This window comes from Stenotrophomonas sp. S41 (assembly GCF_016624625.1).
In the GTDB taxonomy this organism is placed as follows: Bacteria; Pseudomonadota; Gammaproteobacteria; order Xanthomonadales; family Xanthomonadaceae; genus Stenotrophomonas.
The window spans coordinates 20,946-33,700 of sequence record NZ_JACVTV010000040.1; the positions used below are offsets into that span (position 1 = coordinate 20,946).

General features: G+C 69.1%; 10 protein-coding genes. 6 read left to right on the forward strand and 4 right to left on the reverse strand.

What is annotated here, in order from left to right; all coding sequences use genetic code 11:
• Positions 1–536 precede the first annotated feature (536 nt).
• The 3 genes from IAE56_RS10570 (at position 537) to IAE56_RS10580 (ending at position 2,535) form a co-directional block, all read left to right on the forward strand.
• Positions 537–1,103 (forward strand): PadR family transcriptional regulator, encoded by a 567-nt coding sequence (locus IAE56_RS10570; protein WP_200752519.1) that lies wholly within the window; start codon positions 537–539, stop codon positions 1,101–1,103.
• Positions 1,104–1,169: 66 nt separating this feature from the next.
• On the forward strand, positions 1,170–1,967 hold the full coding sequence (locus tag IAE56_RS10575; protein ID WP_200752520.1) for a siderophore-interacting protein: 798 nt from the start codon (positions 1,170–1,172) through the stop codon (positions 1,965–1,967).
• A 166-nt stretch (positions 1,968–2,133) separates the two neighbouring features.
• Entirely contained in the window at positions 2,134–2,535 is a 402-nt protein-coding gene (locus IAE56_RS10580; protein WP_108767534.1) for a hypothetical protein, read from the forward strand.
• Between the two features lie 373 nt (positions 2,536–2,908).
• On the opposite strand, the gene IAE56_RS10585 is transcribed toward IAE56_RS10580, so the two are convergent.
• Positions 2,909–3,616 carry a YceI family protein gene (locus tag IAE56_RS10585; RefSeq protein WP_108767533.1) on the reverse strand — a complete coding sequence of 236 codons (708 nt, stop codon included), beginning with the start codon at positions 3,614–3,616 and terminating at the stop codon, positions 2,909–2,911.
• A gap of 76 nt (positions 3,617–3,692) precedes the next feature.
• The gene (locus IAE56_RS10590; RefSeq protein ID WP_108745798.1) at positions 3,693–4,283 is read right to left on the reverse strand and encodes a malonic semialdehyde reductase; all 591 of its coding nucleotides are present in this window, start codon (positions 4,281–4,283) and stop codon (positions 3,693–3,695) included.
• A 126-nt stretch (positions 4,284–4,409) separates the two neighbouring features.
• Here IAE56_RS10590 and IAE56_RS10595 point away from each other — a divergent pair, with 126 nt between their 5' ends.
• Entirely contained in the window at positions 4,410–5,369 is a 960-nt protein-coding gene (locus IAE56_RS10595) for a mitochondrial fission ELM1 family protein (protein WP_200752521.1), read from the forward strand.
• Positions 5,370–5,503: 134 nt separating this feature from the next.
• Positions 5,504–6,058 carry a queuosine precursor transporter gene (locus tag IAE56_RS10600; protein WP_200752522.1) on the forward strand — a complete coding sequence of 185 codons (555 nt, stop codon included), beginning with the start codon at positions 5,504–5,506 and terminating at the stop codon, positions 6,056–6,058.
• Between the two features lie 331 nt (positions 6,059–6,389).
• On the opposite strand, the gene glnE is transcribed toward IAE56_RS10600, so the two are convergent.
• Positions 6,390–9,185 (reverse strand): bifunctional [glutamate--ammonia ligase]-adenylyl-L-tyrosine phosphorylase/[glutamate--ammonia-ligase] adenylyltransferase, encoded by a 2,796-nt coding sequence (glnE, locus tag IAE56_RS10605; protein ID WP_200752523.1) that lies wholly within the window; start codon positions 9,183–9,185, stop codon positions 6,390–6,392.
• 398 nt (positions 9,186–9,583) lie between these two features.
• On the opposite strand from glnE, the gene IAE56_RS10610 reads away from it, so the two are divergent.
• Positions 9,584–11,098, forward strand: coding sequence for an acetyl-CoA hydrolase/transferase family protein (locus IAE56_RS10610; RefSeq protein WP_164075508.1), 1,515 nt, complete (start codon positions 9,584–9,586; stop codon positions 11,096–11,098).
• A 124-nt stretch (positions 11,099–11,222) separates the two neighbouring features.
• On the opposite strand, the gene IAE56_RS10615 is transcribed toward IAE56_RS10610, so the two are convergent.
• Complete coding sequence (locus IAE56_RS10615) at positions 11,223–12,584, reverse strand: VOC family protein (protein WP_200752524.1); 1,362 nt, start codon at positions 12,582–12,584, stop codon at positions 11,223–11,225.
• Positions 12,585–12,755 lie beyond the last annotated feature (171 nt).

Genomic DNA, 12,755 nt, shown 5'->3' on the forward strand with positions numbered 1-12,755 from the left:
CCGTATGGATGCAGGTGGCCAGTGTCCGCAAGGCCTGTCCCGGGCCAGCGGGGGGCGGGACAAGCGGCTGCAAGCCTCTGTTTTTTCCGCCGTATCGGCCTGCGCCGGCTGTCGTTTCCGGGCCGCTGCGTCCACGTGCAGGACGCAGTGTTACCGCCACGGATGACCGTAGTGGGGCAGCGCGCGCCCCTGTAAGGCTTGTCTTACGGTGCGCGGCTGAACCTCTGACAACCCGTCGCGTATGGCTCTGGACCCTGCCGCGCCCGCCACGCACCGTGGCCGCGAGCAGGCCCCTTCCCGCGGTTTACCGCGCTGTCTGCCCGCCCCGGCCACCGGGGCACCTGCGGTTGCTGTTGCGTGGCCTGGCACGGATGCCGGGCCACGCAATGGTGGCCTGCAGCGCGCGCACGGCCTGCCCCAACCCCTTGCCCTGCCTGGCCCCGTGGCCCGATCCGCACATCGGTATGGCCGAAACCTTACTTGTCCGGTGCGGCTTATCGATATATCGTTTGCAAACTCGCTACCGATATATCGAAATGGCCCGGACCACTACTGCCAAGGCGCGCAAGGAAGACGATGCGCCCGCCGTCCCCCGCCGCAACGGCCAGCCGCGCGTGCTGAGCCGGGGCGACCTGCGCCTGCTGGTGCTGGCGCTGATCGGCGAACAGCCGCGCCACGGCTACGAGCTGATCCAGCACATCAGTGGCTTGTTCATGCAGGCCTACACACCCAGCGCCGGCACGATGTACCCGCTGCTGGCCAGCTTCGAGCAGGCCGGCTGGGTGGAATCGGAAGAAGAGGACGGCCGCCGGGTGTTCCGCATCACTGCGGCCGGCGAGTTCGAGCTGAAGGTGCAGCGCACCCAGGTGCGGCTGGCCCAGCGCCGCGCCTTCGACCGTGCCCGCGAGATCACCAAGGCCTCGCTGCCGCCGCCGCTGGCAACCGCGCTGCGCGAGTTCAAGCAGGCGCTGGTGCGCCACCACGGCCGCTGGAGCGAGGGCGAGGCCGAAGCGGTGGCCGAACAGCTGTCGCGCGCCTCGGCGCTGCTGAACGGTGCGTTGGCCGATGCGCCCTACCGCGTTACCCCGACCGAGCCAGAGTGAATCCCGCCAGGTCGTTTACCCCTTCCACGCGCGCGATGCCGCGCGCTTACCTGCACAGGTACTGCAATGACCCAACATGAAAATTCGCGCCTGCGCCTGGATGTGCGCTTCCGCCACCTGACCGTGCTGCGCACCGAGACCGTGACCCCGCACATGCGCCGCGTGGTGCTGGGCGGCGCCGACCTGGCCGGCTTCGATTCGCCCGGCCCGGACGATCACATCAAGCTGTTCTTCCCCAACAGCAGCGGCGAGATGGTGCTGCCGGTGATGACCGCCGAAGGCCCGCGCTACCCCGAGGGCAAGGAGCACTCGGTGGCGCGCGATTACACCCCGCGCTGGTGGGACCACGAGGCCGGCGAGCTGGCCATCGACTTCGTGCTGCACGACCAGGGCATTGCCGGGCCGTGGGCCGAGCGTGCGCAGCCGGGCGACCCGTTGTCCATCGGCGGCCCGCGCGGCTCGTTCGTGGTGGCCGGCGACTACGACGCCTACGTGCTGATTGGCGATGAAACCGCGCTGCCGGCCATCGCCCGCTGGCTGGACGTGCTGCCCGATGGTGCGCAGGTGCAGGCGTATATCGAAGTGAGCGACGAGGATGAGCGCCAGGACCTGCCGCAGTACGAGAACGTGCGCATCCACTGGCTGGAGCGCAACGGCTTCCCGGCGGCCAGCAGCACGCTGCTGGAAGACATGCTGACCGACTTCGAGGCCCCGGACGGCGACACCTTCTACTGGATCGCCACCGAATCGCGCCGCGCGCGGATGATGCGCAAGTTCATCGAAGGCCACCTGGGCGTGCCGCGCGACTGGATCCGCTCGACCGGTTACTGGAAGGCCCACCCGGACGAAGCCGACGGCGATTGAAGCGCCAGCGGGGTCGGATCCCTTTCCGCAGGAAAGGGCTCTGACCCCGAACTTCGGTGGGCTATGGGGTCAGAGCCCTTTTCCCTGCGGGAAAAGGGATCCGACCCCGGTCGTGCCACGACTTCTGCCACAATCGCGCTCCTTTCCCGCACCTGTGAGGCCCTCCATGGGCAAACTGACCCTGGCCGGCATCGACAAGCTGCGCACCCGTTTCGCCGATGACGCGGCCTGCGATACCGCCCTGGCCGCCTTCGCCGACCCGGCCGCTGCACGCGCACCGCTGCGCGAGCTGCTGGAGGCCGAGCACCGCTATCTGCAGGCCGAGTTCGAAGTGGCCCAGGTGGCCGACATCCTGCGCCGCGACCAGAAGTACGCCCCGGTGGGCCGTCCGTCGGTGCATATCGTGCAGCTGCGCAAGCAGCAGGCCGCCACCAAGCAGGCCGCGCTGATCGCCCGCAACGTGGTGGCCCAGGCCGCACAGACGTTTGTGCGCGTGAGCGGCATGACCGTGAAGGCCAAGCAGAGCCCGAGCGAAGCCTGCGCCGCGTGGTTGATCGCGCAGCGCTGAAACCGCTGGGATTCGAAAAACGACGACGGCGTTCGGGAAAACAACAACGGCGTTGGGACGAACGACGACGTCGTTCGGGAATACAACGGCGGCGCTGGGACGAACGACGACGGCGTTCGGGAAAACAACGACGGGGTAGAGTCGACTGTTAGTCGACTATCGCGCGCAGCGCGGGGTTTTGCGTCTCCGCCAAGAGCAGTCGACTAACAGTCGACTCTACCGAAAGCGGGTTCCCGCGTAGGCCCAACCGAAAGCGGGTTCGCGCGCAGGCCCAGCGAAAGCGGGTTCCCGCACGGTCCCCGCCCCGCCCCAAAAAAGAAGGCCCGCTTTTCAGCGGGCCTTCTGCCTTCTCACGACGAGTGAGCGGGTTACATCAAGCTGCCGGCTTTTCGCCGGTGGCTTCGGTGGTGATGCGGATGTTCACTTCATCGCTGACGTTCGGGGCGTAGGCGCCGACGCCGAAATCGCTGCGCTTCAGGGTGGTGGTCGCATCGAAGCCAGCGGCCGGAACCTTGGCCATCGGGTGCTCGCCGCCGCCGTTGATGGTGACGTCCAGGGTGACCGGCTTGGTGATGCCCTTGATGGTCAGGTCGCCGGTGACGGTCAGCTTGTTGGTGCCGGCGGCTTCAACCTTGGTGCTCTTGAAGGTGGCATCGGCAAACTTGGCGGCGTCGAAGAAATCGGCGCTCTTCAGGTGTTCGTCGAACTTGGCGGTGAAGCTGTTCAGGCCGCTCAGCGGCAGCTTCACTTCCACGGTGGACTTGGTCACGTCGGCGGCGTCGTACACCAGGGTGCCTTCGGCGTTGCCGAAGTGCGCGCTCGGGTGCGAGAAGCCGAAGTGGCTCCACTGGGCCAGCACGTCGGTGTGGCTCGGGTCGAGCTTGTAGGTGCCCGAGGCGATCTGGATCGCTTCGGCGGCCGGGGCGGCAGCAGCGGCGTCAGCGGCCGGGGTGGCAGCCTGCTCGGTGGTGGCCGGGGCGGCGGCATCGGCAGCCGGGGCAGCGGTGTCGGCCGGCTTGGAGCAGGCGGCGATGGCCAGGGTCAGGGCCAGCGGCAGCAGCAGTTTACGGGTGGCGCTCATCTGAGGAACTCTCCGGAATCGTAGGGTGGGTACAACGGGGGCCGCCAAGGTGACGGCCCGAAACCGATACAGCGACTTACGCGATGCGCGCCGCTTCGTCGAACGACAGGCGCGGCAGACGGGGGAACAGGCCCGAGGGGTCACCGTAACCCAGGTTGACCAGGAAGTTCGACTTGATGTTGGTGCCGGCGAAGAAGGCTTCGTCGACCTTGGCATTGTCGAAGCCGGACATCGGGCCGGCATCCAGGCCCAGCGCGCGTGCGGCCAGGATCAGGTAGGCGCCCTGCAGGCTGCCATTGCGGAACGCGCCTTCGTGGCGGCCTTCACGCGGGCCGTCGAACCAGGCCTTGGCATCGGTGTGCGGGAACAGGTACGGCAGCTTTTCGTGGAAGTCCTGGTCGAAGGCGACAATGACGGTGACCGGTGCGGCCAGGGTCTTGTCGTGGTTGCCTTCAGACAGCGCCGGGGCCAGCTTGGCCTTGGCTTCGGCCGACTTCACGAACACGAAGCGCGCCGGGCTGCCATTGGCGGCGGTCGGGCCCCACTTCACCAGCTCGTACAGGGCGTGCAGCTGGGCGTCTTCCACCGGCTTGTCGAGGAAGGCGTTCTGGGTACGGGCAGTGCGGAACAACTGGTCCAGTGCAGCAGCGTCGAGCGCGTGGGACATCGGTGGATCTCCAGGGCAGCAAAAGGGAGTCAGTGCCCGCGGGCGACGCGGGGCGAAAGGACGATCAGGAGTGTAGAGTGTCGCGACTGTTGCAACACCCAGCAGGGCTGAAACGAATTAATGCCAATGGTGAAACGATCGAGCGCGCCGTGGACGGTCACTGACGGCCGTGCCGGCAATGTCCGCCAGGCAGTCGCGCTGTCCTCGGCGCTGCGCCAGGGCACCCATCGCCCGCTGGTCCTGCAGCCCCGTGCGCCCTGGCGCTGGCTGTCGCCGCGCCGCCTGCCCGGTGATGTGAACGGCTACGGCCCCGACTTCGCCGAGCTGGCCGCGCAGGCCCCTGCGCTGGCGATCGGCTGTGGCCGCCAGGCCGCCGGTGCGCTGCGCGTGCTGCGTGCCCGTGGCAGCCGCACGGTGCAGATCCTCGACCCGCGCCTGTCGTCCCGCCATTGGGATCTGGTGGTGGTGCCCGAGCACGATGCCCTGCGTGGCAGCAACGTCCTCACGCTGATCGGCAGCTTGAACCCGGTGGACGATGACTGGCTGACGCTGGGCCGCGCCGCATTCGCCGACTTCGGTGCCCTGCCCGGCCCGCGCACCGCGCTGCTGGTAGGCGGACCGACGCCGCTGGCACCGTGGGACGAGACGGCGATGGTGGCGGTATTCACTGCGCTGGCCGAGCAGATCCAAAGCGAAGGCGGCAGCCTGCTGGCCACGACTTCGCGACGCACGCCGCCGGCACTGGCCGAGATCCTGCGTGCGACGTTCGCGCACCTGCCGCACGTGATCTGGGGCGATGGCGGCGACGGCGTGAACCCCTATGCCGGCCTGCTGGGCTGGGCCAACCGGGTGGTGGTATCGCCCGATTCGGTGAACCTGCTCTCTGAAGCCAGCGCCACGCGCCTGCCGGTGATGGTGGCCCTGGCCGACACCGCGCAGGGACGGCTGGCCCGCTTCCAGCGCCAGCTGCACGAGCGCGGCCGCCTGCAGACGCGCTGGCTGGACTGGCAGCACGACCGCATCGAGCCGCTGCGCGAAACCGCGCGGGTGGCGGCGGAAATGCACGCGCGCCTGTCGCTGGGGTAGCGCCGGGCCACGCCCGGCGGCCCTTTACCGCGAACCGCCGGGCATGGCCCGGCGCTACCAGGTTACCGGCGGTTTTGGCTTTGCCGGCCACCGGGCGGATAATGGGCGATTCCCTCGTCCTCCCCTGGCTCGCCATGTCCGTGCGTCCTGACCCTGTGTTTGCCCCGCTGACCCCGCGCGCGCTCGTGCTGGCAGTGCTGGCCATGGGTGCGGTGGTGCTGCTGTCCAACGTGCTGGTGCAGTACCCCATCAACGACTGGCTGACCTGGGGTGCCTTCAGCTACCCGGTGGCGTTCCTGGTGAGCAACCTGATCAACCGCCGCTTCGGCCCGGGCCCGGCCCGCCGCGTGGCGTGGATCGGTTTCCTGGTGGCGGTGGTCCTTTCGGTGTGGGTGGCGACCCCGCGCATCGCCATTGCCTCGTGCTCGGCGTTCATCGTGGCCCAGCTGCTGGACATCACCGTGTTCGACCGCCTGCGCCGCGGCAGCTGGTGGCGTGCACCGATGGTGGCCACCACCTGCAGCGCGACGGTGGATACGACCATCTTCTGGTCGATCGCCTTCGCCGGTTCTGCATTGCCATGGGTGAGCTGGGCCGCAGGCGACCTTGCGGTGAAGCTGGCCATCGGCGTGTGCCTGCTGGCCCCGTTCCGCGCGTTGCTGTGGAAGATGGCGCCGGTCGCCCGGTAGGTGCCGACCCACCTCTCTGGTGGGTGCCGACCGTTGGTCGGCACGCTCCTTCAGGGTGCATCGCGGCTGACAGGTTGTGCCGACCAACGGTCGGCACCTACCAACTGCGGGCCTTTGCCGGGCCGACGCCAAGCCACATCTTCGGTGGGTGCCGACCCACCGCTCTGGTGGGTGCCGACCGTTGGTCGGCACGCTCCTTCAGCGTTCATCGCGGCTGACAGACTGTGCCGACCAACGGTCGGCACCTACCAACGGCGAGCCCTTGCCGGGCCGACGCCGACCTGCCTCTCCGGTGGGTGCCGACCAAAGGTCGGCACCTAACCAAAGCGGGTCAGGCAAACGGCAGCTCTGCCGCCACACACGCGGCACTGATCGCGGCACACGCTTCTTCAATCGCCGGGGTCGTCGGTGCCAACCGCGGGCGGCGGTCCAGCGTGCAGGCCAGGCCCACATCCAGCAGCGTGGCGTGTGCACCATGCAGCGCGCGCGCAGTGGCCTCCGGCAGGAACCCCGCGACCGCCAGCGCGTCGATCAACGACGGCGTGTCGCGCGGTTCCAGCAGCGCCGGTACCTGCGCGCTGCGTGCCAGCACGCCGGTCTGCAGCAGGAACTCCAGATCGACCACGCCACCGGCGCCCTGCTTCAGGTCCAGCCGCGCGGCATCGCTTCGGTCCAGTTCGGTGCGCATGCGCCCACGCATCTTCAGCACGTCGGCATACAGCGTGGCGTGGTCGCGTTCGCGGCCCAGGGTCTGCGCGCGCACCTGTTCGAAATCGGCCAGCAGGCTGGCATCGCCGGCCACGCCGCGTGCGCGCACCAAGGCCTGGTGTTCCCAGGTCCAGGCGCGTTCGCGCTGGTACTCGGTGTAGCTGGCCAGCGAGGACACCAGCGTGCCCTTGCCGCCATCCGGGCGCAGGCGCACGTCGATGTCGTACAGGCGTCCGGCGGCGGTGACTGCGCCCAGCAGGGCCATCACCTTCTGCGCCAGGCGCGCGTACCAGCGGCCCGGTTCCAGCGGGCGAGCGCCGTCGCTGGCTTCCACGCCGGCGGGATGGTCGTGCAGGAACACCAGATCCAGATCAGAACCGAAGCCCAGCTCCAGCCCACCCAGGCTGCCGTAGCCGATGATGGCGAAGCGACCGCCGGGCACGTTGCCATGCGCGGCGTGCATGTCCGCCTCCGCCAGCTTCAGCACGGTGATGACCACCGCCTGTGCCAGCTCGGCCAGCTGGCGGGTACTGTCCACCGCACCCTGGCGGCCATCCAGCGTGGCCATCGCCATGCGGAAGCTGAGGGCAAGCCGCGTTTCATTGAGCCAGCGCAGCTGCGATTCGGGATCTTCCACCGGCAGCACCTGCTGGCATTCGGCCAGCATGCCGTCGAACGCGGGCATCGGCCCGGACACGCGCACGTCCAGCAGTTCGTCCAGCAGCAGCGGGTACGCGGCCAGGCGCTCGGCCAGCAGCGCGCTGCGTGCCAGCACGTCCACCAGCCGCGCCAGGGCGCTGGGTTGTTCGTCCAGCAGCGCCAGGTAACTCGTTCGACGCAGCACCGCCTGCAGCAGGCCGAGCACGCGCTTGAGCGCGGCATCCGGCTGCGGCGAACGCGTGGCCGCGTGCAGCAGCGCCGGCAGCACGCGGTCCAGGCGCGCGCGTGCGGCATCGGACAGCGACTTCACGCCGGTGCTCTGGGCGAAATCGCGCAGCGACTGGTCGGCGCCGCTGGCATCGAGGAAACCGGCTTCGGCCAGCAGTTCGGCATTGCTGCCTTCGGGCAGGCTGCGCCAGTAGCTGGCCAGCGCATCGGGTGCGGCTTGGCCCTTGCGCGGTGCCAGCAGCGCGGCGAATTCGGTGCTGACGCGCTGCTGCTGCACGCTCAGTGCGGCGCGCAGCGCATCCCAGTCGGTGTAGCCCAGGCCGAGGGCGATGCGCTGGCGATCCAGCGGGTCGCTGGGCAGCACATGGGTCTGTGCATCGCGCAGCATCTGCAGGCGGTTTTCCAGGCGGCGCAGGAACAGGTAGGCCTCGCGCAGCGCGGCACCATCGTCCGGCGCGATCTGGCCGGCGTTGACCAGCGCTTGCAGGGCGACCAGCAGGCGGCGCTCGCGCAGCACCGGTTCACGCCCGGCGCGGATCAGCTGCAGGGCCTGGCACAGGAATTCGATTTCGCGGATGCCACCGGCGCCGCGCTTGATGTCTTCGTGCAGCTCGCGGCGCGCGACTTCGGCGGTGATCGCCGCCTTCATCTCGCGCAGGCCATCGAGTGCGGTGAAATCCAGATAGCGGCGGTAGACGAACGGGCGCAGCGTCTGCAGCCACGCTTCACCGGCGGCGATGTCACCCGCCACCGCGCGCGCCTTCAGCCAGGCATAGCGTTCCCAGTCGCGACCCTCGCGCTGGAAGTACTGGTCCATCGCCGCGAACGACAGCGCGACGCGCCCGGCGCTGCCGAACGGGCGCAGGCGCAGGTCGACGCGGTGGCTGAAGCCATCGACGGTGGTGTCGTCCAGCAGCTTGGCCAGGCGCTGGCCGAGGCGGGCGAAGTACTCCTCGGCGGCCAGCGGGCGCGGGCCATCGGATTCGCCGCCCTGCGCGTAGGCGTAGACCAGGTCGATATCGGAACTGAAGTTGAGCTCGCCACCGCCCAGCTTGCCCAGGCCGAACACCACCAGCTGCATCGGCTGGCCGTCGTCATCGCGGATGACGCCGTGGCGCTGGGCGAATTCCTGCTGCAGGGCGTCCAGCGCCAGGCGCAGGCAATCCTCGGCGAGGGTGGTGGCGCCGGCCAGGGTCTGCGGCACGTCATCCAGGCCGGCCAGATCGCGCCAGACCAGGCGGGTGGACATGGCCGTACGCCAGCGCCGCAGCTGCGCCTGCCAGTCGCTGGGCTGCTGCGGGTCGAGCACCGGCGCCGGCAGCGGCGGGCAGCCGGGCTGGGCCAGGTAGGCCAGCAGCGCCGGCTGGCGCACGAGGGTGTCCAGGGCGAAATCGCTGGCCACCGCCAGTCGCGCCAGCGGTGCCTGCAGCGCGGCGGGGATGGGCTCGGGCAGGACATGGGCCAGGCGCGCCAGCGCGCGGTCGACCAGGGGCTGCAGGGTGGCGGGCAGTTCGGCGGGGGCGAGGGTCATGGGTCGATTGTATCGACCCGGCCGGGGCGCGACGGACCCGGTAGTGCCGGCCGCTGGCCGGCAGGGCTGCGCATAGAGTCGAGCTTGCTCGACTGGCCGTTGCAGAGCAGTCGAGCAAGCTCGACTCTACCGGCAATGGCATCCTGCCTATTCAGCTTGGGCGTCAGGCAATAAAAAAGCCCGCTTGCAGCGAACTGCCAGCGGGCTCTGCTCCCTCCCCCACGTCGGGATGCAGGGCCATCCTGCGGAATGCGGAAGGACATTGCACGCTGCACTGCAAAACAGAACTGGTGGGTATGGTAGCCCGCAGACTGGAAAAGCCATTCCACGAAGGTAGAACGCCCCGTACGGCGGGGGATGGCCGATAATCGGGCTTCCCCCCTGAAACACGTGTCGTCATGTCTGTTGATCGCATCGCCAACGCGCGTCTCCGTGACCGCGTGGTCTCCGCCGAGGCCGCAGCCGCGCTGATCCAGCCCGGTGAAACCGTCGCCATGAGCGGCTTCACCGGCTCCGGCTACCCCAAGGCCGTCCCCGTCGAACTTGCCCGCCGCATCGAGACGGTGCACGCCCAGGGCCTGCCCTTCCAGATCAAGCTGATGACCGGCGCCTCGACCGCACCGGAACTGGACGGCGCGCTGGCCAAGGCCGATGGCATCGCCATGCGCATGCCCTTCCAGAGCGACCCGGATGCGCGCAACCGCATCAACGAGGGCAAGCTGGATTACATCGACATCCACCTCAGCCACGTCGCCCAGCACGTCTGGTTCGGCTTCTACGGCGAGATCGACACCGCGGTGATCGAAGTGTCGGCCATCCGCGAGGACGGCTCGCTGGTGCCCTCCACCTCGGTGGGCAACAACAAGACCTGGCTGGACCTGGCCAAGAAGGTCATCGTCGAGGTCAACGAGTGGCAGCCGGCCGGCGTCGACGGCATGCATGACATCTACTACGGCACCGCGCTGCCGCCGCACCGCAAGCCGATTCCGCTGGTGAACGCCAACGACCGCATCGGCGATACCGCGCTGCGCTGCGACCCGGACAAGATCGTGGCCGTGGTGCGCACCAATGGCCCGGACCGCAACAGCCCGTTCAGCCCGATCGATGCGACCAGCGAGCAGATCGCTTCGCACCTGATCGAGTTCCTGCAGCACGAAGTGAAGAAGGGCCGCCTGCCGCCGAACCTGCTGCCGCTGCAGTCGGGCGTGGGCAATATTCCCAACGCGGTGCTGGCCGGCCTGGCCAAGAGTGGTTTCCGCGATCTGGCCGCGTTCACCGAGGTGATCCAGGACGGCATGCTCGATCTGCTGCGCGACGGCGTGCTGAGCTATGCCTCGTGCACCGGCTTCGCGCTGAGCCCGCAGGCCAACGAGACGTTCAAGGAGCACATCGATTTCTATCGCGAGCGCATCATCATGCGCACGCAGGAAATCTCCAACCACCCGGAACTGGTGCGCCGCCTGGGCTGCATCGGCATGAACGGCATGATCGAAGTGGACATCTACGGCAACGTCAATTCGACGCACGTGATGGGCACGCGGATCATGAACGGCATCGGCGGTTCGGGTGACTTCGCGCGCAACGGTTTCCTGTCGGCGTTCCTGAGCCCGTCCACGGCGAAAAACGGCACGATCTCGGCGATCACCCCGATGGTGAGCCATGTCGACCACACCGAGCACGACGTGTCGGTGATCGTGACCGAACAGGGCCTGGCCGACCTGCGTGGCCTGACCCCGCGCAAGCGCGCGCAGGTGCTGATCGACAACTGCGCACACCCGGATTTCCGCCCGCAGCTGCAGGATTACTTCGACCGTGCCAGCCGCGAAAGCTACGGCAAGCACACCCCGCACCTGCTGCCGGAAGCACTGTCGTGGCACCAGCGTTGGCTGGATACCGGCACCATGAAGGGCTGAGCGCCATCGGTTCGCCGGGGGGGGGGGGGCGGCGGCGGGGCCGGCGGGGGGGGGGGCCCGCGGCCCGGCGCTACCGCCGCATCACCCCTGGTAGCGCCGGGCCATGCCCGGCGGATGCACCGCATCACCCGCGCAGCGCCGCCAGCGACTCCGCCTGCAGCCGCTCGTAGATCTCGAACTCGTCGTTCACCGCCACGCCCATCGCCTGCTCGAACGCTTCGCGGTTGGCATGCGCGGCATACGCGCGTTGTTCTTCGCCACCCAGGTTCGACTGGAAGATGCCCGCGGCGCTGACCGGCAGGAAATCCTCGTAGACGATCGGGTCGGCCGTGGCCAGGCCGGCGGCCACCAGCACTTCGGCCGGCAGATCGGCCACGCGCTCCGGCGCGGCGCGGCCGGCGTCGGTCAGCTGGTAACGGTAGTAGCCCAGCCCTTCCTGGCGCAGGGTGTCGTGGTCATCGGGGAAACTGGCGAAGACCGCCTGCAGGCGCTGGCCATAGTCACCACCGGTACTGCCGGCGCCACCGGCATCGCGCGCCTGCGCCAGCAGCTGGTCGTACAGCGCACGCCCCTTCGGGGTCAACGCCAGGCCACGCTGCTCGATCTCGCCGAAGCGCGCGGTATGCGTGCCGGCATCGCCTCCCTCGCCACCGGGGAAATGCACGGCTTCTTCCAGCGCCTTGAAGCTGGTCTGCCGCAGCAGGATCGGGCAGGCGCGGCGCGGCGGGCCTTCGATCACCGCCTTGGCGGCCATGCCGTGCTCGATCATCGCGGCCTGCGCGGCATCGATATCCAGCGTGCGCGGGGTGAGATGGTTGATGTGCGGGCCGCGGAAGCTGACCACGTCGGCCACCAGCCGGTGCGCATCGTGCAGCGCGTGGTAGGTGGGCAGGTCGACGGTGGCATCGCCGTGCCAGCGGAAGGTTTCCAGTGCTTCGGCAACGAAGCGCTCGGCGTCGGCCTGCGACAGGCCGCCGTCACGCTCGGCCTGGTCGATCAGCGCCAGCGCGCCCTCGGTGAAGATGCGGCGGCGTTCAAGGATGCGTGCGGACTCGGCGCGCAGCGCTTCGTCTTCGATCAGCTCCAGGCGCAGCAGCGAGGTGAACACGCGGAACGGGTTCTGCGCCAGGGCCGCGCCGGTGAGCGGGCGGAACGCGGTGGAATGCACCGGCACGCCGGCCACCGACAGATCGTAGTAGGCCACCGGGAACATGCCCATCACCGCGAACAGGCGGCGCAGCGTGGCCAGTTCCTGCGGGGTGCCGACGCGGATGGCGCCGTGGCGCTCTTCGTCCAGGCGTGCGCGCTCGTCGTTGCGCTGCAGCTGCGCGGCCAGCGCCGGGTCCTGCGCAAGCACCTCCGCGTTGATCCGCTCCACCAGTTCCACCAGCGTGCCGTACAGCGGCACTTCGGTGCGGTACATGCGGGACATGGCCTGGGCGAACAGGCGGCGGATCACATCAGGCGAAACGAAAGAGGCGCTCATCAGTCACTCGAATGCGGGAACGGGAACGGCGAGAGCCGTATTGTCGCCGGAGTGCGCGATGGGGGCGATATGCAGAGCAACATGACGGCCGCCGTTCGCCGGAAACACCCTCGGTAGCGCCGGGGGGGGGGCCGGGGGGGGGGGGGGCGCCCGGGGGGGGGCGCCGGGGGG

Bases quoted from the DNA above. Each gene is read 5' to 3' on its own strand.
- IAE56_RS10570 (WP_200752519.1), top strand. From the start codon at position 537: ATGGCCCGGACCACTACTGCCAAGGCGCGCAAGGAAGACGATGCGCCC.
- IAE56_RS10575 (WP_200752520.1), top strand. From the start codon at position 1,170: ATGACCCAACATGAAAATTCGCGCCTGCGCCTGGATGTGCGCTTCCGC.
- IAE56_RS10580 (WP_108767534.1), top strand. From the start codon at position 2,134: ATGGGCAAACTGACCCTGGCCGGCATCGACAAGCTGCGCACCCGTTTC.
- IAE56_RS10585 (WP_108767533.1), bottom strand. From the start codon at position 3,616: ATGAGCGCCACCCGTAAACTGCTGCTGCCGCTGGCCCTGACCCTGGCC.
- IAE56_RS10590 (WP_108745798.1), bottom strand. From the start codon at position 4,283: ATGTCCCACGCGCTCGACGCTGCTGCACTGGACCAGTTGTTCCGCACT.
- IAE56_RS10595 (WP_200752521.1), top strand. From the start codon at position 4,410: ATGGTGAAACGATCGAGCGCGCCGTGGACGGTCACTGACGGCCGTGCC.
- IAE56_RS10600 (WP_200752522.1), top strand. From the start codon at position 5,504: ATGTCCGTGCGTCCTGACCCTGTGTTTGCCCCGCTGACCCCGCGCGCG.
- glnE (WP_200752523.1), bottom strand. From the start codon at position 9,185: ATGACCCTCGCCCCCGCCGAACTGCCCGCCACCCTGCAGCCCCTGGTC.
- IAE56_RS10610 (WP_164075508.1), top strand. From the start codon at position 9,584: ATGTCTGTTGATCGCATCGCCAACGCGCGTCTCCGTGACCGCGTGGTC.
- IAE56_RS10615 (WP_200752524.1), bottom strand. From the start codon at position 12,584: ATGAGCGCCTCTTTCGTTTCGCCTGATGTGATCCGCCGCCTGTTCGCC.